At 59.1% G+C, this 21,407-nt stretch carries 21 protein-coding genes; 6 read left to right on the top strand and 15 right to left on the bottom strand.

Features of this window, described 5'->3' with window-relative positions; genetic code table 11:
* Positions 1-100: 100 nt before the first annotated feature.
* Positions 101-988, bottom strand: a complete 888-nt coding sequence (locus F7R20_RS02300; RefSeq protein ID WP_003200479.1) for a LysR substrate-binding domain-containing protein — start codon at positions 986-988, stop codon at positions 101-103.
* Positions 989-1,115: 127 nt separating this feature from the next.
* Here F7R20_RS02300 and F7R20_RS02305 point away from each other — a divergent pair, with 127 nt between their 5' ends.
* Together F7R20_RS02305 and F7R20_RS02310 are read left to right on the top strand one after the other, a co-directional pair.
* Positions 1,116-1,625 carry a hypothetical protein gene (locus tag F7R20_RS02305; protein ID WP_003200477.1) on the top strand — a complete coding sequence of 170 codons (510 nt, stop codon included), beginning with the start codon at positions 1,116-1,118 and terminating at the stop codon, positions 1,623-1,625.
* Positions 1,622-2,476 carry an MBL fold metallo-hydrolase gene (locus tag F7R20_RS02310; RefSeq protein WP_032833223.1) on the top strand — a complete coding sequence of 285 codons (855 nt, stop codon included), beginning with the start codon at positions 1,622-1,624 and terminating at the stop codon, positions 2,474-2,476. The genes F7R20_RS02305 and F7R20_RS02310 overlap by 4 nt, the downstream gene beginning before the upstream one ends.
* A gap of 147 nt (positions 2,477-2,623) precedes the next feature.
* On the opposite strand, the gene F7R20_RS02315 is transcribed toward F7R20_RS02310, so the two are convergent.
* The 8 genes from F7R20_RS02315 to F7R20_RS02350 all read right to left on the bottom strand — a co-directional run bounded on the left by F7R20_RS02315 (position 2,624) and on the right by F7R20_RS02350 (position 10,379).
* On the bottom strand, positions 2,624-3,832 hold the full coding sequence (locus F7R20_RS02315; protein WP_003200473.1) for an ABC transporter substrate-binding protein: 1,209 nt from the start codon (positions 3,830-3,832) through the stop codon (positions 2,624-2,626).
* Positions 3,829-4,803, bottom strand: a complete 975-nt coding sequence (locus tag F7R20_RS02320; RefSeq protein WP_003200472.1) for a CobW family GTP-binding protein — start codon at positions 4,801-4,803, stop codon at positions 3,829-3,831. The genes F7R20_RS02315 and F7R20_RS02320 overlap by 4 nt, the downstream gene beginning before the upstream one ends.
* The gene (locus F7R20_RS02325) at positions 4,800-5,099 is read right to left on the bottom strand and encodes a hypothetical protein (RefSeq protein WP_003200470.1); all 300 of its coding nucleotides are present in this window, start codon (positions 5,097-5,099) and stop codon (positions 4,800-4,802) included. Before F7R20_RS02325 ends, F7R20_RS02320 begins: the two co-directional genes overlap by 4 nt.
* A gap of 13 nt (positions 5,100-5,112) precedes the next feature.
* Positions 5,113-5,862: an SDR family NAD(P)-dependent oxidoreductase gene (locus F7R20_RS02330; protein WP_003200468.1), complete on the bottom strand. Its 750-nt coding sequence runs from the start codon at positions 5,860-5,862 to the stop codon at positions 5,113-5,115.
* 78 nt (positions 5,863-5,940) lie between these two features.
* Entirely contained in the window at positions 5,941-6,702 is a 762-nt protein-coding gene (locus F7R20_RS02335) for an SDR family NAD(P)-dependent oxidoreductase (RefSeq protein ID WP_003200466.1), read from the bottom strand.
* Positions 6,703-6,712: 10 nt separating this feature from the next.
* Positions 6,713-8,053: an MFS transporter gene (locus tag F7R20_RS02340; RefSeq protein WP_003200464.1), complete on the bottom strand. Its 1,341-nt coding sequence runs from the start codon at positions 8,051-8,053 to the stop codon at positions 6,713-6,715.
* A 28-nt stretch (positions 8,054-8,081) separates the two neighbouring features.
* A complete protein-coding gene (locus tag F7R20_RS02345) occupies positions 8,082-8,960 on the bottom strand; it encodes a polysaccharide deacetylase family protein (RefSeq protein WP_003200462.1) in 879 nt (292 codons plus the stop codon).
* Between the two features lie 42 nt (positions 8,961-9,002).
* Positions 9,003-10,379: an amidase gene (locus F7R20_RS02350; protein ID WP_087945360.1), complete on the bottom strand. Its 1,377-nt coding sequence runs from the start codon at positions 10,377-10,379 to the stop codon at positions 9,003-9,005.
* A 338-nt stretch (positions 10,380-10,717) separates the two neighbouring features.
* Here F7R20_RS02350 and F7R20_RS02355 point away from each other — a divergent pair, with 338 nt between their 5' ends.
* Positions 10,718-11,710: a GntR family transcriptional regulator gene (locus F7R20_RS02355; RefSeq protein WP_003200459.1), complete on the top strand. Its 993-nt coding sequence runs from the start codon at positions 10,718-10,720 to the stop codon at positions 11,708-11,710.
* A gap of 623 nt (positions 11,711-12,333) precedes the next feature.
* Positions 12,334-13,899 carry a methyl-accepting chemotaxis protein gene (locus F7R20_RS02360; protein ID WP_003200457.1) on the top strand — a complete coding sequence of 522 codons (1,566 nt, stop codon included), beginning with the start codon at positions 12,334-12,336 and terminating at the stop codon, positions 13,897-13,899.
* A gap of 488 nt (positions 13,900-14,387) precedes the next feature.
* Here F7R20_RS02360 and F7R20_RS02365 read toward each other — a convergent pair whose 3' ends face one another.
* A complete protein-coding gene (locus F7R20_RS02365) occupies positions 14,388-14,873 on the bottom strand; it encodes an AAA family ATPase (protein ID WP_033028090.1) in 486 nt (161 codons plus the stop codon).
* A 70-nt stretch (positions 14,874-14,943) separates the two neighbouring features.
* A complete protein-coding gene (locus F7R20_RS02370; RefSeq protein WP_003200452.1) occupies positions 14,944-15,720 on the bottom strand; it encodes an EAL domain-containing protein in 777 nt (258 codons plus the stop codon).
* 199 nt (positions 15,721-15,919) lie between these two features.
* Here F7R20_RS02370 and F7R20_RS02375 point away from each other — a divergent pair, with 199 nt between their 5' ends.
* Complete coding sequence (locus F7R20_RS02375; protein WP_003200451.1) at positions 15,920-16,657, top strand: NAD-dependent epimerase/dehydratase family protein; 738 nt, start codon at positions 15,920-15,922, stop codon at positions 16,655-16,657.
* Between the two features lie 29 nt (positions 16,658-16,686).
* Here F7R20_RS02375 and F7R20_RS02380 read toward each other — a convergent pair whose 3' ends face one another.
* The 3 genes from F7R20_RS02380 to F7R20_RS02390 are packed head-to-tail and all read right to left on the bottom strand — an operon-like array spanning position 16,687 to position 19,764.
* On the bottom strand, positions 16,687-17,553 hold the full coding sequence (locus tag F7R20_RS02380; protein ID WP_003200448.1) for an HlyD family efflux transporter periplasmic adaptor subunit: 867 nt from the start codon (positions 17,551-17,553) through the stop codon (positions 16,687-16,689).
* On the bottom strand, positions 17,550-17,765 hold the full coding sequence (locus F7R20_RS02385; RefSeq protein ID WP_080684666.1) for a DUF1656 domain-containing protein: 216 nt from the start codon (positions 17,763-17,765) through the stop codon (positions 17,550-17,552). Before F7R20_RS02385 ends, F7R20_RS02380 begins: the two co-directional genes overlap by 4 nt.
* Complete coding sequence (locus tag F7R20_RS02390) at positions 17,755-19,764, bottom strand: FUSC family protein (protein ID WP_223529236.1); 2,010 nt, start codon at positions 19,762-19,764, stop codon at positions 17,755-17,757. Before F7R20_RS02390 ends, F7R20_RS02385 begins: the two co-directional genes overlap by 11 nt.
* A gap of 178 nt (positions 19,765-19,942) precedes the next feature.
* Here F7R20_RS02390 and F7R20_RS02395 point away from each other — a divergent pair, with 178 nt between their 5' ends.
* Positions 19,943-20,845, top strand: a complete 903-nt coding sequence (locus tag F7R20_RS02395) for an AraC family transcriptional regulator (protein ID WP_003200443.1) — start codon at positions 19,943-19,945, stop codon at positions 20,843-20,845.
* Here F7R20_RS02395 and F7R20_RS02400 read toward each other — a convergent pair.
* Positions 20,762-21,370, bottom strand: coding sequence for a LysE family translocator (locus F7R20_RS02400; protein ID WP_013692933.1), 609 nt, complete (start codon positions 21,368-21,370; stop codon positions 20,762-20,764). The genes F7R20_RS02395 and F7R20_RS02400 overlap by 84 nt on opposite strands.
* Between the last annotated feature and the right edge of the window lie 37 nt (positions 21,371-21,407).

Raw genomic sequence — 21,407 nt, forward strand, 5'->3', positions numbered from 1 at the left:
CAACTGAGTGCCCCTGTCGCGCACCGACACTGTCACCCGGGGGTGATCAATACTAGCGTGGCCTACGGAATCGACCCGGTACTGATACCACTGCACGCCCCTACTTCACCTGCGCTTCCTTCAAAAGCCAATGCGCAAATGCCTGGATGGGCACGCGGCTCAGCTCAAGGGGCTCGGGTAACACGAGGCAAAAAGTCTTGGCGACATTCGTCTCCTGCGGCCATGGCGCAACCAGCCGGCCTTGCGCCAGCTCTGCTTCCACGTACAAGCGCGGTACAAGGGCCACGCCGAGACCAGCCAGTGCGGCTTCGATCAACATCGCATGCAAATCGTAGCGCGCGCCCATCGCTGCGTTGCTCAGGACAATCCCGGTTTCCTGGGCATAGCGCTGCCAGGCATCCGGGTTCTGCCGGCGGTGCAATCGCGGCAGTGAATCCAGAGCCGTTGCCTGCTTGCCCGGGTCCAGGAGGTCAGGATGACAGACCGGAATCAACACTTCGCTCAACAGCCGATGCGTATGCATGCCTGTCCAAGCTGGGTGCTCAAAATGGATAGCGGCATCGAAGCCGCTGCCGGCAAGCACGAACGGTTCCATACGTTCCGAGAGGTGCACGCAGATATTCGGGTGTTGCTCGCCAAAGCCGGACAACCGAGGAATTAGCCAACGCAGGGCAAAGGTTGGGCTGACGGCGATATCCAGGCTTGCGCCGTCGTTGGGCTGGCCCATCAAATACTGGCTTTCCCTGTCGAGCCGGTCGAGTAGTTCGCGCACTTGGGCAGCGTAGCGCTCACCGTTAGGCAAAAGCCGCACGCGGTTGCCAACGCGCTCGAATAGCGTAACGCCCAGAAAGGCTTCCAGGCGCCCCATCTGCCGACTGATGGCGCCTTCGGTCAAGGCCAATTCGTTTGCGGCACGGGCGAAACTGCCATGACGGGCTGCTGTTTCAAAGGCTATCAAGGCGGCGTTACTAGGGAGTTTTCGACGCATGGGTTTTCCTGAGGCAAGTCCAGGCATCCACCTTGATGTTTAGTCACTGAATGGTGCAATAAAGTCGTTTTATAAGCGATTACCGTGTCACTAGCATGATGAAACATCAACCCATGAAGTGAAATTTATGATTTACACAGTCGAATGCAACTACGCTGAACCCGCCAGCGAAGCCGAGTGGAATGCGTTTTACAGCCTGGAAAAACTGCCAGCGCTGATCTCGGTGAGCGGATTTAGCTCCTCACAGCGTTTCAAAGCCTTGAGCGACAATTGCCCGGCCTACCTGGCCCTGCATTCAGTCGACACGCCAGCCGTGTTGCAGAGCGACGAGTACCGCCAAAAAGGGGGTGGCAATTTTTCCCGTTGGCAGTCGCACATCACTGATTGGAGGCGCAACCTCTATGCCGGGCTGGACCGAGCCGTTGCCGTGGGCGCGGACGAATTCCTGTTGCTCAGTGAACAAGGCCCTCAAATACTGATTGAATTAGGCCTTACACCTTTAGCGCTACACGCAGTTGCTTTGGACAAGAGACCTGCACACCGCTGGCTGGCCAAACTGGATTGCACTCAGGCAAAATCCAGCGATCTGCAGGGGCTGGATGTCTATTGCGCAATGACCGTGCAGTTACAGTCATGAGTAACGTGGACATAAATCACCGGAGACTCCCCAGCCAGCAAATCGGCGAGTTTTCAATCACAGCCATCAGCGATGGCTACTTGGGTGCGAGCCTGGATTTTCTCGCCAATATCGCGCCAACGGAGGCGGCCCGACTTCAGTTGGCCGCCGGGATCAGCGAGCCAGCGTCGATCCATATCAATTGTTATCTGGTACGTGGGCGTGGCCGCACGATTCTGATCGACGCCGGCGCCGGCGGTTTCAATCAATGGGGCGGCGAGTTGCTGGCCAATCTTGCATTGGCTGGCGTGCAACCCGGCGAAATAGATACGATTCTGCTGACGCACGCGCACCCCGACCACATCGGTGGCTTGTTGAACGCAGTGGGAGAAATGGCCTTCACCAATGCTGAATTGGTTGTGCACCAGCGAGAGCTAGCGTTCTGGGAGGACGATGGCCACCTTGGTCAAGCCAGTGAACGCGCGCGTGGAAACTTTCTGTTTGCACGAAGGGTGTTCGAGCGGTACCGGCAAAATCTGCGCCCGTTCACCGCCAATGACGTACTGCCTGGAATCAGCGCGATGCCGTTGCCTGGGCATACCGTCGGGCATTGCGGCTACCGCTTCGAGTCTGCGGCGAGCAGCCTGCTGGTGTGGGGCGATATCGTTCATTTTCCTCAGATTCAGATCGCGCGCCCCGATGTCACGATTGCCTTCGACCAGGACCCATTGCTATCGGCGGCCACGCGAACGAGGCTGCTGGATGTTGCCAGTTCAGACAACTTGATGGTCGCTGGCATGCACTTGGCCGCGCTCGGCTTTGCTCATATCAAGCGTTCCGGTAACAGCTACACCATTGCTTACGAGACGTAAGCCAGGTACGGGCAGCAAGTCGTCTTACGACAGTTTTTCTTCGCGCCTGAAAACCTGCTTGGGGCGCTAAAGGGGCACATTTATTTTCGCTGCTGACGCTGGTCATGAGACCGGCGTCAGCAGGACCTGTGGGTATCACCATAGATGTCAGCACGGCCCGCCATTCCCCGGCCTGCGGGAGCCTTTCGCCCCCGCCCGTAAAATATCGCCCCAGCGACGCACCAGATAGTTGTGCTCATCCATCACCGAGTTCCACACAGCGATGTGCCCCATGCGCTGCTCATAGGAACCGCCATCGCGCACATCACCGATGTCAATCAGCGGCAAACCATCACTGCCCAGCAACTCCTCTCGCGCAGGTTGACCGGCGTACCAGTAATCCCACTCGGCACTGCTCAGATGGTCGCGGCTGCGCGCCGGGTTGCCGATGTAGTAACCCTGACGCGCCATCACCGCGCCGGGCCAGCCGGACAACCACCAATTGAGGTATGCGTAGGCCGCATCCAGCACCGGGCCCTGGGCGTGGCGCGACAATGACAAACCGCCGAACCAGGCGCGGTAGCCCTCGCGAGGTACCGCCAGACGGTATTTCACCCCGGCGCGATGCAGGCGCATCAACGTCGGCGACCACAGGCTCTGGATATCGATGCTCGGGCTGAGCATCAATTGCGCGGCCTCCTCGTCATCGGACCAGAACGCCGCAAAGTGACCTTCCCTCTGTTTGCGCACCAGAATATCGGCCAGCACATCGATCTCTTCGATGCTCATATTGCCGATGTCCTTGAAGCGCGCCAGCCCCGCGCCCTGCGCCGCCAGCGCAGCATCCAGGGCACCGATGGCCGCATCGCTTTGCAGCGCAGTGCGCGCACGCCACGCGGGGTCGAGCAACCACCCCCAACTTTCATTGTCGTGGCGAAAACCCTCGGGCAAGCGCTCGGGCCGGTAGGCGAAACTGTCGGCGTTATGGGTCAAGGGCAGCATGCTGATTCGCTCAGTGACGGTGCTGCCGAGGCTGCCATCGTGCTGCACGAATAAGCGCTCGCTAGGCACGCTGCCGCTGCCCAACCGATCGTTGGCGGACAGGCGGCCGCGCTTGGGCAGGTCGTTGATCTCATGCCACAACGCAATGCGCCGCGTATCGATGGGCTGGATCGCCCGGGCCGGCCATACGAAGTCGACGTTGTGGAACCACTGGTCGTACAGGTCGTAGCTGTCGGGCTGCATCACCGCGATGCGCTGGGCCTGTTCGACGTCGTGCACCTGGTACACCAGGCGAATGCCCAACTCCTGTTCCGCACGAACACGCAGGCATTCGAGCAAAGTCACAGAGGTGCCAAGGACGCGGAGTGTGATCATGCGGCGAACCGCTGGGAGAACACATCAAAGGAGCGCCGCAGCAGCGCGGGATCGAGGCCACGCAGGATAAACACCAGCCGCGATTGTCGGTCAGTGCCCGGCCAGGCGGGCAAATGCACCGGGGCATGCAAACAATGCTGCACACCATGAATGACGATGGGGGCGTTACTGGTGTTCACGTTGAGCAGTCCTTTGACACGAAGAATTCGTTCGCCGTGGCATCTTAACAGCATCGACAACCAAACCCCGAAGCCGACCCAATCCAGCGGCTGGTCGAAGGTCAGGCTGCACACTTGCGCAGCGCCGTGGGTGGCACTGGTACTGCGATGCAGTTGCCAGCGACCGACTTCCACTGTCGGCTCGGCGCTGCGCAGACCTTCACCGAGCAACAGTTGATCGCCGCAGCGCACGTCGCAGGTATTGAGGATCGGCGTACCGGCATTGAGCGCTTGCAGGTGCGCTCGCAGTGGGGCGCAGTCCTCCACCAAATCGGTCTTGCTCAACAGCAAGCGGTCCGCGGCGGCGACCTGGGCCAGCCATTCCGGATGCAGGCGCTCTTGCAGCGCGGCATGGCTGGCGTCAACCAAGGTGACTACCAAGCCGATGTGGAAGCGTCCGCGCAATTGCACATCGTTGTTCAACGTGGCGAGGATTGGCGCCGGGTCGGCCAGGCCGGTGGTCTCCAGGATCACCCGTTTGAACGCCGGGATTTCGCCACGCTCACGGCGTTGCAACAGGCCGAGCAAGGCGTCTTTGAGTTCGCCACGAATCGAGCAACAGATGCAGCCACTGGGCAGCAGCACAGTATCCGGGGCGACTTCTTCCACCAGCAGATGGTCGATGCCGACGTCACCGAATTCATTGATCAGCAAAGCGGTATCGCCGAGGCTCTCGCCTTGCAGCAGGCGCTTGAGCAAGGTGGTCTTGCCGCTGCCGAGGAAACCGGTGATGACGTTGAGAGCGATGCTCATACGGCTGACTCCAAGTGATCCAACAGGCGCGGGTCCAGGGGGTCCAACGGGCGACCGAGCATGGTTTCGGCCGCTCGCCAGAGTTGATCCAGGCCACTCGCCAGTTCTTGCTTGCCGGTCGCGCCGAGCAGCAGATAAGAGGCACCCTGAAAGTCTTCGACCTTGAGCCGGAACACCGACAGTACCTGATTGATTGCCGCGATGCGGCGCAGGCGTTCGCGGCGCCTGGGCAGCTCATCGCCCAGGGGGTCGCTCCAGTGCAGGTCTTCGCCGAGCAAACCGCAGAGTCCGCACATGGCTACACCTCACTCATGGCATGACATCGCCGGAATTCGGGCCTAGGGTCTGGCCAACAAACAGGTTGCCACCCGGCTCGCTGGCCAGCAGCACGGCGGTGGGCGCCACTTCATCCGCCAGGCCGAAACGGCCGAGTGGCAACTCGGCGGCCTTGGCGCGCTTCCAGTCGTCGCTGATCCCGACGACCAATGGCGTTTCAATTGGCCCCGGAGCGATGGCATTGACCAGCACGTTGTCCTTGGCGACTTCCAGCGCCAGGGACTTGGTGAAGCCGATCACCCCGGCCTTGGCCGCGGCATAATGGGTGAGTTCGGCGCCGCCCTTGATGCCCAGTTGCGAGGCCACGTTGATGATCCGCCCCCAACGCTGAGCGAGCATATGCGGCAAGGCACGCTGGCTGGCCACGAATACGCTGGTGAGGTCGACGCGCAGCATGTCGTTCCACATCTCGATGGAAAGGTCGACGCAGCGTGCCTGGGTGAGCATGCCAGCGTTATTGACCAGAATGTCGATGCCGCCGAAATGTTCGACGCAGCGGTCGACACTGGCCTGGGCACCTTCGACGGTGCCCACATCGGCGAGGCACTCCACCACTTCGGCGCCGAGGTTGCGGCAGGTGATAGCGGTTTCGGCGAGGCTGACGGCGTTGCGGTCGGCCAGCAACAGGCGCGCGCCTTCTGCCGCATAGGCACGGGCGATGGCGGCACCGATACCGCTACCGGCGCCGGTGATCACGGCGCGGCGATTAGTCAGTTGGGGCATGTAAACAATCTCCCGAAAAAAACACAGTTCCAATGTGGGAGCGAGCAAGTCCGCTCCCACACTTTTGATCCAGTACAGTCAGTCAGGCCAGCGTACGGTCAGGCCGCCATCAATCACGATGCTCTGCCCGGTCAGGTAACTCGATGCATCACTGGTCAAGAACTGCACCAATGAAGCCACTTCATCCGCGCGCCCTACCCGCCCCAACGGAATCGCCCTCGCCGCTTTCGCCAAGCCTTCCGGTCCGAGGGAGTTCTTCGCATCCAGTGACTGCGGCGTCTCGATCAACCCCGGGATGACCGCATTGCAACGAATGCCCTTGGCCGCCAGCTCCACCGCCAGCGAACGACACAACCCTGGCACACCTGCCTTGGCCGCTGCGTAATGGCTGTGCTCTTGCCAGCCATACACGCCACCGGCAATCGACGAAATCGCCACCAGCGCGCCGCCTTCGCCCATATGCCGAGTCGCCGCGCGAAAGGTGCGCATCACCCCCGTCAGGTCGACGTTGAGCATCTCGTCCCACAGCGCATCGGTCATTTCCAGCAACGGCGCACGGCGCAGCAAACCGGCGTTGGCGACGGCGTAATCCAGCCGGCCGAAATGCTCCACGGCCTGTGCGGCCAAGGCGTCCACAGAAGCGGTATCGCCCACGTCCAGCGGCAGCATCAGGCACTCGCCACCGGCTTCTTCCACCAACGCCACCGTGGTCTGCGGGTCATGGGGATCGGCCGGGTAATACCCGCCGACGACCGCCACACCAGTGCGCGCATAGACCACGGCGAGGGCTTGACCGATGCCGCTGGCGGCACCGGTAATCAAGGCAACTTTACGGCTCATCAAAAACTCCTTACTGAACGGTTTCCGGACGCACATGGCGTGCGGCAAACATCAGGGCACCGGACAAGAAGCATGGCACCGCGCCGAACCACAGTGCGGCGGTCTGCCAGTCACTGCCGGCAGACAACACCTGGGTGGCGCCAAACCCTGCGACCACCGCGCCAATCGGACCCATGGCATGAATGATCGCGCCACCAGTGGCACGGATGCTGGTAGGGAAACTTTCACTGATAAAGAACAGCGCCGCCGAGTACGGCCCGATCAGAAAGAACAGGCCCAGGCTGTACAGCCCGACCACCATCGGCATGTTGCTCGGGCCGAACAGCATCCCGGCAAACGACAGGCCACCGAGCATCCAGCCCAGGCCGATCACATTGCGGCGGCCAATCTTGTCGCCCATCCAGCCGTGGCTGAGGTAGCCGCAGTAACCCACCAGGTTCGACAGCACGAGGATGATCAACGAGTTCTCGAACGAGATGTGGTGCACGCTGACGATCACCGAGGTGCCCAACACGCTGAACACCTGGATCGCCGCCCAGTTGAGCAACAGCGCAGCGCCGATCACCAAGGTGGCGCGACGGGCCGGGCCACGGAACGCGGCTTTGAGGCCTGCCTTGCTGTGTTCGTCGTAGTCGACGCCGTAGGTCACGGCGACGTTCTGCGCCTCGGTCACCGCGCCGTTTTTACGCAGCTCAGTGATGCGCTGGTGGATCTGAAACTGCGGGCTCTCCTTGAGCTTGCGCGCCATGATCGCAATCACCACCGCCGGAATCGCGGCGAAGATGAAGCAGCCCTGCCAACCGATAATCGGCAGCAACAACGCGGTCAAGCCCGCCGCGATCAACGCACCGACCGGCCAGCCACCCTGCACCAGGCTGTAGATAAAGCCGCGACGTTTGGTCAGCCGCGGGTCTTCCGAGGCGCCATACAACTCGGTCAAATAGGTGGCATTGACGGTTTCTTCGGCATAGCCCAGGCCGCCCAACGAACGGATCAGAATCAGCGGCGACTTGCCCCACGCCCCGCCAATCGCGGTCAGCGCCGAGCACAGTGCGGAACCGGCCACCGTGAAGATAATCCCTTTGCGTCTCCCCAGTTTGTCGACGATCGGCCCGATGGCCAACGCGACAACCGCGGTACCGACTGCCACCCAGGTCGCGATTTCAGCTTGCTCCACTTCGCCCCAACCAAAGTGCCGGCCGATCTCGGGCAGCAAGGTGCCGAACAGGATGAAGTCATACACCGCAAACACCCAGGCGAAGAAGGCGATCCAGGTGGCGAAGCGTACTTCCTGGGACGTCAACTGCCGGGGTTTCCAACCAGTCAGGTCAAGCTTGTTGTAGATAGACATGAATCGCGCCTCGGAGAATGGGTGGGTGTCAGGTACGCGGTTGGCGGCGGATAAAGTCGTCGGCGATTTCGTCGAAAGTGACGAAGCGCACGCCGGCATGGCTCTGGATATGTTCGATCAGACGCTCAAGCATCAGCAGCACTTGCGGGCGACCGGATACATCGGGGTGGATGGTCATGGTGAACACCGCGTATTCGTGTTCGCGGTAGACCCAGTCGAATTGGTCGCGCCACATTTCCTCGAGGTGGCGCGGGTTGACGAAACCGTGACTGTTGGGGGCCTTTTTGATGAACATCATCGGCGGCAAATCGTCGAGGTACCAGTTGGCCGGAATCTCCACCAGATCGGTTTCTTCGCCGCGCACCAGGGGTTTCATCCAGGTGTCGGGGTGCTGGCTGTAGTCGATCTTGGTCCAGCTGTCGCCCTTGCGCACGTAGTAGGGATGGAAGTCGTTGTGCATCAGGCTATGGTCGTATTTGATGCCTTTTTTCAGCAGCAGCTCGTTGGTGACTTTGCTGAACTCCCACCACGGCGCGACGTAGCCAGTGGGGCGTTTGCCGGTGACCTGGGTGATCAGCTCGATGGATTTATCGAGCACGATTTCTTCTTGCTCGGCGGTCATGGCAATCGGGTTTTCATGGCTGTAGCCGTGCACGCCGATTTCGTGGCCGGCGTCGGCCACGGCCTTCATCTGTTCGGGGAAGGTTTCCATCGAGTGCCCGGGGATAAACCAGGTGGTGCGCAGGCCGTAACGCTCGAACAACTTGAGCAAGCGCGGGGCGCCAATTTCGCCGGCGAACAGACCGCGGGAAATATCGTCGGGCGAATCCTCACCACCATATGAGCCCAGCCAGCCTGCCACGGCGTCTACGTCGACGCCGAAGGCGCACAGAATTTCTTTAGCCATCGTTGTTCTCCTGCGGTTTTATCAAATCAGTCGTGGGATGTTTCAGGGCTGGCGCAACGCGGCTTCCACTGCCAGCGCCGCGCGCAACAATCGAAAGTCTTCGCCCGCAGGCGCGCTAATCAACATGCCGGTGGGCAAACCGAGCGCATCGCGGCCGCTCGGCAGTGACACACCCGGCAGATCCAGCAAACTGCCGGGCATGGTCAGGCGCAACGTAGCGAGATTGGTGTGCACGAAAAGCTCGTCATCGGCTTCCAGTGGCGACAGAGGTGGCGCTACATGGGCTACGCTTGGTGTGATCAAAAACGCCCCATCCAGCTCATCGGTCATTTGTTGCTGCAGCCGGTTGCGCGCGCTGTGGAGGTTGATCAACTGGCTGGCGGGAAATGCACGTGCGGCTTCCAGACGGCGTCGCACGCGGGGGTCGAGTCGGGTGGCGGCATCGCTGTCGAGCAGAGGCTGATGCAGGGCGAAAGCCTCAGGGGCGCCGAGCCAGCCTTGCTGCTCGATAAGCTGAAGCGTCGCTTGAAAGGCTGGCGAAGGCCGCAGGTCAATCAGCGCACCGTAATCTTTCAATACGCTCAAGCAGTTCAGCAGGTTGTCACGTACCGCAGGTTCTACACGTGCATCATCAAGGACCGCCTGGTCGACCCAAAAACGCCGCCCTGCCAAACTGTGAGGGATGAGTGATGTCGACTTGGTGCGCCCGCACAGGATGTCATCGATAGCCAAGGCATCACGCACGCTACGTGTCAGAGGCCCGACACTGTCGAGGGTATGCGCGAGCGGGAAGACGCCTTCGCGGCTGTAGCGCCTGCAACTGCTGCGAACCCCCACCAGCCCATTGAAGGCCGCTGGAATTCGGATTGACCCAGCGGTATCCGTGCCCATGGCAATCGGTACGATTCCCGCCGCGACCGCGACCGCTGAGCCTGAGGACGAGCCGCCCGGAATGCGTGGCTGGTCCAGCCCGACTGGATTGTGCGGCGTTCCAAAATGGGGATTGAGTCCAAGGCCTGAGTAAGCGAACTCGCTTAGGTTTGTTTTGCCGACGCTGACCATTCCGGCTTTCGCCAGTAGGCCTACGACATTAGCGTCAAGCAGCGCTGGCGTAATGTCGCGGCGCACGGCTGCGCCTGCGGTCGTTGGACTGCCTGCGACGTCGAACATGTCTTTCCAAGCAACGGGGACGCCGTCCAGTTTGCTTGCCGGCTGTCCGGCCTTCCAGCGTGCGGCCGATGAGTGGGCTTCGCGAAAGGCACGCGCCGAACAGAGAGAGATGAACACGTCATCGACTGCCGCCACCCTGGCCAGCGTTTCTTCCAACGCCTTGACCGGGTCGCTGCTGCCCGAGGCGAATGCGTCCGCCATCGCCAATGCATCGGCTTCAAACGGTAATTGAGGAATGGTGTAGGACATCTGATCCACCAAAAACGTATTCATTATTAAAATGTACGTTTTACAGAGCAGATAGCGTGCCAGAATGAGCGATGAAGGAATGTCAGGGCGCTCACCTGAGCAAGCAGCCTGCAGCTAGCACACGGGCTAGACACCTTTCCAAGCGGGTGGATATTTCAATTTTGCGAAGCCTTTCATGCATGATCAGCCAACAACACCAAATGTACTAATTGAAAAATATCCGTTTTGGTGCAGATCAGTAACAACGGCCCAACGAACGCGCACAAATGACGTGGTCCACGGTGACAACAGACTTGTGCGAGAATCTGCCCCCGCCTTTCGAGAAGCGTATGAGATCGATGACCGCCGAGGATTACCGCACTGCATCGCGCTACGCCATGATCCGCCAGCTCCTGCGTGACGCCATCGTGAATGGAGAGGTGGCTCAAGGACTCGTCCTGCTCGAAGCACCTCTGGCCGAACTGTTCGGAACCAGCCGCGTACCGGTGCGCAAAGCATTGGACCTGCTGCACAAGGAAGGCTTGATCAGTCGATTCGACGGCCGCGGTTATCTGGTCAACCCGAAGGGGGTTGAAGTGGAGCCACTGCGGCTGGCCGTTACCCACAAGCAACTCGGCCTCGATAGCAGCGAAGAACTGGTCGATACCCGGCCGCTGGGCGAGCGGATGTTCGACGAGATTGGCTCGGCTTTATCGACCTGTATTGCTTTCGGGCACTATCGGCTCGACGAGCAAAAGGCCGCCGAGCATTACGGCGTCAGTCGGGCGGTGATACGCGAGGCATTGATGCGTCTGCGTGACCGCGGCCTGGTGGAAAAGGAACCCTACTCCCAGTGGCTGGCCGGCCCGCTCACCGCCAGGGAGGTCACCGAAGACTACGAGTTGCGCGCCTGCCTTGAACCTGAGGCGTTACGCCAGAGCGCACCAGGACTTAGCCGGGAGACCCTTGAAGCGATGCTGGCTCGGGTTAAAGAGGCACAGAGCAACCCACATTGCAGCCTCGCATGCATCGAGCAACTTGAAGAAGACCTGCATTACCACTGCCTCGCCGGAATAAACAATCGCAAGATCGCAACACTGATCCGACAGGCCCAGAGCCCGAGGATCATCAGTCGGATTTTTTACAGTCAGTTGGGCCTCGGTCCCGACGAAGCCATGCTGGCCGAGCACCGCCTGATTCTAGAGCTGCTATTGCATGGCGCATTCGACGCCGCTGCGCTGAACCTCAAGGAACACCTCCACCGCGCCCGCCAACGCATGTTGCAGCGGTTGAAGGTTCTGTCAGTGCTCCCTGAGCAACAAGTGCCGGCGTATCTGACCAGACTGAGCTGAAAGCAGGTTCGGCGCGTACCGTTTCATTTCCATGGCCGTTCCCACCTGCCGCACCATTGGCAATAGCAGCAGCAATACAAGCACCTCGTTAACACCCGGAGCCGGCAGGCGCTGTGCGGCGTGGAGGATGAACCTGTACACCCGGTTCGTCAGTTTGGGATGAATTGTTTTTTATCAGCATCATCAAGTACTCCGGATCGGTCTGCCCTGTGCCCTTCCAAGTTCAGCGCCTTGTCGCCATCCCCTTTACGTTACGTCAGGACATTGGAAGTGCCCTACGGCATTTGCGCATCGCGTCATGCGGCTTCAGAGGGCCCCTTTGATCCGCTCATACTCCAAGTCCCAAAACTGAGGAACACTGGCAATGATCTCCGCGACAGAAATAGCACGGGAAAAACCTCGATAGACAACTGACTGATTGTTAATAGAAGAGCTAGTCTCTTCGATGGTAACAACGGTTTTTTTCAATCAAGAACAAGCCTATATCCAAAAGAGCGATTCGAACCAAAACAGCTTGAAAAATAAATTCAACTCATTGTTATAAAAGAATTTTTTATAGAACTGCGCTCATTTTTTTCAAATACCGGCCGATGGCCTCCTCAAGGAATCAAGGAACAGTCGGAATGAGAAATAATCAGCCAGTTACGCAGCGTGAAATTTCACTCGCGCCTCAACAGAAACTCATCTCGACAACCAATGAGCGAGGCGTTATCACGTACTGCAACGACGCCTTCGTGGAGATCAGTGGGTTTGATAGAGCCGATCTAATTGGCGCCCCGCAAAATATCGTCCGCCATCCTGACGTCCCCCCTGCCGTATTTGCCCATATGTGGGGTGCGCTCAAGCAAGGCCGCCCATGGATGGGTATCGTCAAGAACCGTTCCAGGAACGGCGATCACTACTGGGTCAACGCCTACGTCACACCAATATTTGAAGGCAGTCAGGTGGTGGGCTTTGAATCGGTGAGAATCAAACCGACGACTGATCAGATTCGTCGAGCTGAGTCCCTGTATAAGCGCATCAGCCAGGGAAAACCAGCCGTCCCCCGCCAAGATGCTTGGCAAGCGTCCCTGCTGGATTGCTTGCCGTTCTTAGCCATGGGGCTGGCAGGCACCATGGGCGGCTTGTTCTTCAGCACGCCCATTGCGATTGCCGTAGCCGTAGGCATCGCCGTGCCGATCGGCCTGCTCTCTTCACGCTGGCAGATGCGAGGAACTTTGCGCCTGCTGCAGATGGCAGAGCCCTCTACCTCCGACTTACTGATCGCTCAGATGTACAGCGATGCGCGCGGACCACAAGCGCGCCTGGAAACCGCCTTCGTCAGCCAGACTTCGCGCCTGAAGACTTGCCTGACGCGCCTGCAAGACACCGCCGAGCAACTCAGCAAACTGGCGGAACAATCCGATGTACTTGCCACGGACAGCTCGAAAGGGCTGGATCGTCAGCGCGTCGAAACCGAACAGGTGTCTGCCGCGGTTAACCAGATGGCCGCGACCACGCAGGAAGTCGCCAGCCACGTCCAGCGCACGGCTGACGCTACTCAACAAGCTAACCTGCTGACCAATCGCGGCCGCGATGTGGCCCGAGACACCCGAGAGGCGATCGAGCGCCTCTCCGCCGCGGTCGGCGAGACAGGCCTGACCGTTGCACAGCTGGCCAAAGACAGCAATGAAATAGGGACAGTCGTTGACGTGATCAAAGGAATCGCCGACCAGACCAATCTGCTGGCATTAAATGCCGCCATCGAAGCAGCGCGCGCCGGTGACATGGGCAGGGGTTTCGCCGTCGTGGCCGATGAGGTTCGCCAACTGGCCCAACGCACCTCGCAATCCACCACCCAGATCCATGATCTGATCACCAAGCTCCAGGCGTCGTCCAACAACGCCGTGCAGACCATGGAGAGCGGTCATCGTCAGGCCCAGGAAGGCGTGACCTGGGTACTGGAGGCAGACAAGGCATTGGTGGGCATCAGCGAAGCGGTCTCCCACATCACCGAGATGACCACCCAGATTGCCGCGGCCACTGAAGAGCAAACTGCCGTCGCCGAGGAAATCAGCCGAAACATTACGACCATTGCCCACTTGGCCGATAAATCCTCGGAACAGGCGCACCAATCGGCAGATCTGAATAAGGAACTGACCAGGACCGCGTCCACGCAGTACTCATTGGTCGAGCGGTTCAACCGTTAACCGATCTTCTTCATGGAGAAGCACGCCTTACGCGGGCTTTTGAGGGCCGGTTATTTCGCTCCCGCAACGTGCTTTTCACGAAATATTTACAGTACGAAGCACAGATTGAACAGACAAAAGGATTTGACCCCATACAGAGAGCCCGTCATGCGCGGGCTTTTTGTTGTCAGACATTCCAGCTGCCAAGCTCGCCACTTCTCGAATGGAGTCGATGAACATGCATGCAAGGTGATCCCGGTTTTCAGCGCCCTGTTTAAATTCAATGGCCTACGGCGGGATGATACCAATCTGCCTGTACATTTTTTGAGCACCCGTTAAAACGCTCTGCCTACCTGGCCTCAGCGCAGTTATCCACAGACATACTCACGGATTTCTTGGATAACTGGATGGGATCGTGAAGGACTCCTGCCGTATCGAGCCTATGGATTCGATGCCCCGTATTTCGCAAGCTACAAACCCACTTTCAATGCGCCGACATTTTCAACGGATCAAGTCCGGTGTATGACCACATCCAGCCCTTCCGCCTGGTCTGGTGCACGAAAGTAGCTCGTGATCAGATCGAATTCAGCATCAGTGGCTGCGAAGTCATGCTCGGCACGCGCATTCCTGTGGTGCAGCCTGCGACGGCAGGTGTCATCTTCAACTTCGATGTAGTGAACACGGTGAGGGACTTTCGCAGTGTCAGCCAGGCTGCGTAGCCAATGACGATCTGCTGGGGTGTTGGCAGGAAAATCGAGGACCACGGGAGTCCCCGCCGAGAGCATGTCGATGACCAGCGGCCCCAGGACATCCCGGATCCGGCGCGCATGCAGGACGTAGTCCGCCACCGATTTGATCTGATCAGGGTAGAGCTTTGAAAGCCAGTGATCTTCGCTCAACAAAATGGCTGAATGTTCGGCCTTTAACGATCGGGCCAGCGTGGATTTTCCCGAAGCAATTTTACCGCACAAGAGGTGGAGTACAGGTGTGGGCATGGGACGCGTCCTTGTGTCGAGGCCCGATAATGGCCCATCGAATATCGTGGACGCAAAGGGCTTGGGCACATCAACCCAAGTCAAAGCATCCAGCCGGGAGATGACCGACCTCGGGCCTTGCATACAAATATCCCTGCATCAGCTCGATTCCCATGCCCAGAAGCGTCGAGCTTTCTTCACGGGTCTCGACACCTTCGGCGATGACCAGGATATCCAAGCGCCTGGCGACCAGGATGATGCCTTCGACAATCGCTTGTTTGACCGAGTCTTGATCGATGCCTCGGGTCAGTGCCATGTCAATCTTCAGCACCTGCGGCTGGAACATGGCCAGCAGATTAAGGCCCGAATAGCCAGCGCCAAAATCGTCGACGGCGGTAATGAAACCTTGGCGCTCGTACTCCACGAAAATCGATTTGAGGTGCTCAGGGTCCACCACCTTCTCGCCTTCGGTCACTTCGAACATGAGCCTTTCCGGTGGAAAATGGGTCAGGCGCGCCGCTTCCAGGGTGGCCCGGATACACGTCTCTGGTCGATATACGGCGTTGGGCAGGAAATTAATGCTCAGCAGGCAATCGGGAATCTCCAGCAGGCCCAGCCTTGCGGCCTCCTCGATGGCTTTCACCCGGCAGGCCTGGTCGAATCGGTAGCGGTTGCTGTCGTTCACGAGCCCCAGGATGTAGCCAGCCGACTCGCCATTGACGCCTCTGACCAACGCCTCATAAGCATACGCAGCGCGTGTCCGGACGTTGAAAATAGGCTGGAAGGCCATGGTGAAATCAAACCCCAATGCCTCGTGGTTGCGGCATTCGGCGCAGCCAAGCGATTGGAACGGAGGGTGTTTCGGCATGATCAATATTCCGTGGCGGTCGTGATACATTCCTGCGGTTACAAGGAACTGTAGCCGACACCACCTGAGTCGGCGCGGGCCGAAGTTTCTGAAACACTATCGGCCGGCCCCCCCACCGCTCACCTTGATCGGTGCGACATGTATCAGGCACTGCTGATCTCAAATGCTCAATGCAGCTTAACGGTAAGGACACATACACATGAGCGCGCGAAAAATTTTAGTCACAGGTGCGGCGGGTCGGATTGGCACTGCTTTTTGGACCGCGCAAGCCGACAGATTGGATTTGCGCCTCGCTGATATCGATGTACGGAAATTTCCGAAACCAGCGCAAAGTTTCTCTCTTGATGTCAGGGATCAGTCAAGCTGCCTTGAGGCCTGCGAAGGCATCGACACCGTGATTCATCTGGCTGCTGACCCGAGTCCAGACGCTAACTTCATGACTTCCCTCCTGCCTGTAAATATTGTTGGCACCTACAACATGCTGTTCGCCGCGAAGGCACAAGGTTGCAGGCGGTTCATATTTGCGAGCAGTGCCCAAGCCATTGAGGGTTACCCAAAGGACGTCCAGGTACATGAACACATGTCGCCCAGGCCAGGAAATCTTTATGGGGTCAGCAAAGCATTTGGGGAGGCTCTCGCATCGATGTATGCAAACGATGGTCAAATGACGACCATTGCAGTCCGCATTGCAAACGTAGCCGAGTTTCAGCCTGGAGAGACCCACAGCCACAGAGATGTAGCTGCGTTTATCAGCGAGAGGGATGTCGTAGCGTTACTTAGAAGTTGCGTGGATGCGGAGCTGAACGGGTTCCATGTGGTTCATGGCGTATCAGACAATAGATACAAGCGCCTTTCCATTGATAAGACCCGTGAAGTGGTTGGTTACGCACCCATTGACGACGGATTCGAGATTTTAGAGGGACATGCCCTCCCCTGATTGGTTGGCTGGCTGAAAAGCACAACGCCTCAAAGCGGGATGATCTCAACACTCGCGGTCATGCCTGCGGCCAATTCAACGCCTGCTGGCACCCTGTCGATATGGATACGAACCGGGATCCGCTGCGCAAGACGCACCCAGGTAAATGTCGCCGCCACATTTGGCAGGCCGAGATGACCTGGCGAATCGTTACTGTTCTCGATCCCGCGACCGATGCTTTCGACATGCCCCGACACAGGCTGATCAAAGCCCATCAGCATGATCCGCGCCGGTTTGCCGACGTGGATCTGCCGGATCTTCGTCTCTTCAAAATAACCAGTGACCCAGAAGCTCGCCGCGTCGAGGACAGCAACCGTTGCCGAACCGGCCGTCGCATAGTCGCCAGGCCGCAACCTCAGGTTAGTGACATAGCCATCGACCGGCGAGCGGATAGTAGAGCGGGCGAGATTGAGTTTGGCGAGGTCCAGAGCCGCCAGCGCTGCTTGATAGGTGGCGCCCGCCACCGCAGCCGCACCTCCTGTTTGCTGAACATCTTCTTGGGACACGATATCGCGGAGTTGGCCGCGCCGCCGCGCCGCCGCCTGGCGAACGAGCCTATCCTGACGCTTGGCTTCGACGTCGGCTTCGGCCGCCGCCACTGCGAGCCGGTACCGCAGCGGGTCGATCACATAAAGAATGTCACCCCGATGGACATACTGGTTATCAACGATCGGGACGGCACTGACAGTACCGGAGACTTCCGGTGCGATTTGCACGACATCCGCGCTCACTCGCCCGTCGCGAGTCCAGGGCGTTCGCTCGTGATGGTTCCAAGCCCCTAGCGCAATGAGCGTGGCGCCAGCAACGAGGCAAAGAGTCAGGGCATAGCGGCTGAGCAAGGATAGAACAGGCTTCAAGATAAGTGTCCGATTGAGGGCAGATGCTGCACGAGCAAACCGTAGATGAGCGCGAAAATGGCGAGTTCGACGAGCGGCCAGTGAGCGAACAGGCGGTAGATGCCCACGACGCGGAGGACGCGGATTATCGCGACGGTGGCAAAAATGGCGACGAATACCAGCGCCAGTAAACCGGGGATGAGGACGCCACCGACGTCGAGATCAACGATCATGAGGCGCACTCGCCGTATGACTGGGACCTAGTGCAAATCCAAGGTCCATGAGCAGCTCGGCGATCCGGGAGCGGTCGTTGATCGAGCTGTCAGCGATCATCACCTGCAAGGTCTCGATACGCTGGTCAAATCCGATCGGATCAACATGATCCTTAAGGTCTCTGGCGCTGAAGCGTGCGGCGATCGCGCAAAGCAGCTCACCCAGCTTTTCGGCAATGTTGCCGTCAACCTGCGGGATGATCTTGCGAAGCGACCCAACAGCGTGCCCGACGCGCAGATGGTGCAAGGTATCGTCGAGAACATCTGAATAGCCTTTGTTGGACACCCGTAGCCTTGGTAGCAGCAGCGCCGTGCGATCGATCATAAGGTTCGTCCAATGCCGGTCATCGGCTACATTACCCAGCGCTCGACGGCTGACGCCCCTGCGACTCAATCGAAGCAACCGGCTGATCGCCGCGTCGACCGGGACGGTCTGGAACAAGGTCATGCTGACCGCCCCGAATCCGACCGCCGCGAAGAGCGCAACAACAGTATTGAGGGATGCAGCGAAGTCGCCGGCGTAGGTGGCGCGCAGCCCCGATAGAATCGGAATGGTCAGGGTGATACCGAGTGCCATGAACGTTGTCGGCGGACGCGCTTGCAGGGAACCCGCGAACAGGAACGCCGGTGCTAGCACTGCAACAAGGAGAGCGAAGTCCGTGACCTGAGGAAGAATGACGAAGCTGTAGGCAAAGCTGATGACCACCCCATAGATCGAGCCGAGCATATATTTGATGACGTTAGGGGCTGGCGCATCGACATTCCCGAACAGCGTGCAACATACGCCGAAAATCGATACGGCTGTCCCGCCCTCAGGCCAGGCCGACCAGATCCAGAAAGCGCAGCTGATCAGGATGCCGACGATGGCACCCAACGCGGCCCGGCCCGCCATCCAGCGATCGCGGTGATAGATGTAGCCCTTCGCGGGCTTGGGCCAATGAAGCACTGTCGCCTCGTGTGATAGGTCGGCAGTCACGATGTGGCGCCCCAGGTTGTCGCAGTCCTGGAGCAGGCCAATCATTTCGCCAAGATAACCGGCGAGATTAGCGGCGAGCCTGACGCCAGGCGCTGCGGCGTCTACGTCGAAACGTTTGTTGATCTCGCGTGCATGGGCGATTAAACACATTGCCACGCCCTCCCGGTCGACCGCCTCGACAGCCGGGATCCACGTCGCAATGTCATCGAGCAAAGCGACCAGTTCATCGGGCGCGTTGTAGCCGTCCATACCCAGGGAATGGATCCGGTCCTCGATCTCCGCAGCGAGCGCAAGCAATCGCGCGAGCCGGTCATGGATCAACTGTACCGACTCGTGCCGCAGCCCAGGGGCAGGATCATAGGGTAGGTGCGTTGCAAGCCCCTGAAGGGCAAGAAGATCTACTGCGAGCTGGGTGCGGTCGCGACGATTCTCGCTCGGCGCTCCCTTCAAGGCGTCAGCTGCCAACTGACGGGCGTCCCGCAGCGCTGCCAACAGCTTGCCAATGAACTGACCCGTCATACGCTTGGGCAGGATGTAGCGATGCACTAGAACCGCACACAGTATCCCGATGGAGATTTCCTGGACCCGCACAGAGGCTGTATCAAACACCGTGCCTGGATCAAGGACGCAGGGAAATCCGATCAGGCTCGCGGTATAACCCGCAAGAACGAAAGCATAGGCTCTTGGCGTGCGATCAAGCAGCGAGAAATAAAGACACAGGCCGATCCAGCAGGCGAGCACCACGCTGCATACGATAGGGTCGTTCACGAAATTCGGAATGATTGCCACCGTTGCCGCCGCCCCGGCGAGGGTTCCCACGAAGCGATAGACACCGCGACTGAGCGACGCACCCGCAGACGTCTGCGAGACGATGTAGACAGTCACTATTGCCCAGTAGGGATTGGCAAGTCCTATACGCAGCGAAACATAGTAGGCCAACATCGCCGCGGCAAAGCTCTTCGCCGAAAACAGCAACGCGTCCACATCTGCCCTCATGGCAGGAGTTTGCAGGAGAGACACTACCGCGTGCGCTATGCCGACGTCGGCGCGCCCAGGTGGTTTGTTCACAGCAGATAGGATGTTCATGCGAACCATTATTGCTGCGTTGCAAACGCAAATAAATTCAGTATTCTTCCAAAATATCCCTAAAAGCTGCCAACCGATGCCGCCCACACCATCAGCCGTCTCTGTCTTCGACCCCGACCTCACGGATCGGACGGCGGTGGCCCGGCAGCTCGACTTTGCAGATCACCAAGCGGAAGTGCCGACGCATGTGCATCGCAAGGGTCAACTGATCCTCGCGCTGCACGGGGCGGTCACTTGTACTGCGGACAACGAGATCTGGATCGTACCGCCCAACTGCGGTGTCTGGATTCCGGGCGGCGTGCCCCATAGCGCACGGGCGACAGCGAATGCCCGGCTCAATTATCTGTTCGTGAACCCCGGAGCGGCGAAGCTGCCCGAGGATTGCTGCACGCTGTCCATCTCCCCGATGATCCGGGAAATGGTTGATCGGCTGGCACAGGAGCCTGCCGATTATCCTCCGGTTGGCCATGCCGCCAGGCTTGCGAGAGTGATCCTCGACGAACTGGTCGAAATGCCGCGTGAGCGCTTCAACCTCCCCATCTCCAGTCATCCCAAAATTCGTGCGATAGCCCATGCACTGACGCTCGACCCTTCCGACCGCAGTACGTCAGCCGAATGGGCCAAACGCGTGGCGATGAGCGACAGGTCGCTGTCTCGATTGATGATTCGTGAGACGGGCCTTACGTTTGGACGCTGGCGGCAACAGTTGCACCTTGTCGTTGCACTGCGAGAGTTGGCCAGTGGTGCGAAGGTGCAGAACGTTGCAACCGAGCTGGGCTATAACTCGGTCAACGCCTTTATCACCATGTTCAAAAAGGCCCTGGGGAGCACGCCCGCACAGTATTTTGCACAACGCGGGGCGCTGCCGCCGTCGGCTCCAAAACGAAGCATGGCTTCAAGCATGGACGGGCAGAACCAACCCGAAAAGAACAAAAAAACCACCACAGACCTTATTGAATCGCCGCCCGGTTCGGGCTAACCATGGCCTGACCTGGTGCGCAGCGCTGGCCACTAGATACTCAACGACGAACTCCACCACGGCGTAAGTCAATGCGATGACGACCGTCTGCGCGATGATGCTTCTGTGGGGGTCCAGGAATGGCGGGATAAATGCGGTGAATAGCAGCAGCGCCTTGGGATTTGAAATGGCCGATACCAACCCCTGGCGGAACAGAGACCAGCCTCGGAAGTTCTTGGTACCCGTCGCATCAAGACTCACGGGTGGGGAGCGCCACAGCCCGAAGCCCAACCAGATCAGATAAAGCCCGCCGATTATCTTCAACGCTGTGAACCAGGTGGCCGACGCCTGGATCAGCGCTCCCAATCCCAATGCGCAAAGTGAAAGCACGACGGCAAAGCCGAGAACGCCACCCGTGATAGTGAACAACGTTTTTCGGCTCCCATGAATGGCTCCATGGGTAAGCACTAATAGCGCATTGGGTCCTGGCACTATCGCTATGCCGCAGCAGGTAAACAGATAGAGCAACCAAGTCTCAAATGGCATGATCCGATCCCAGTGTGTCGATTCTGATCAGCATCCT

This window comes from Pseudomonas brassicacearum subsp. brassicacearum (assembly GCF_008801605.1).
Lineage (GTDB): Bacteria > Pseudomonadota > Gammaproteobacteria > Pseudomonadales > Pseudomonadaceae > Aquipseudomonas > Aquipseudomonas brassicacearum.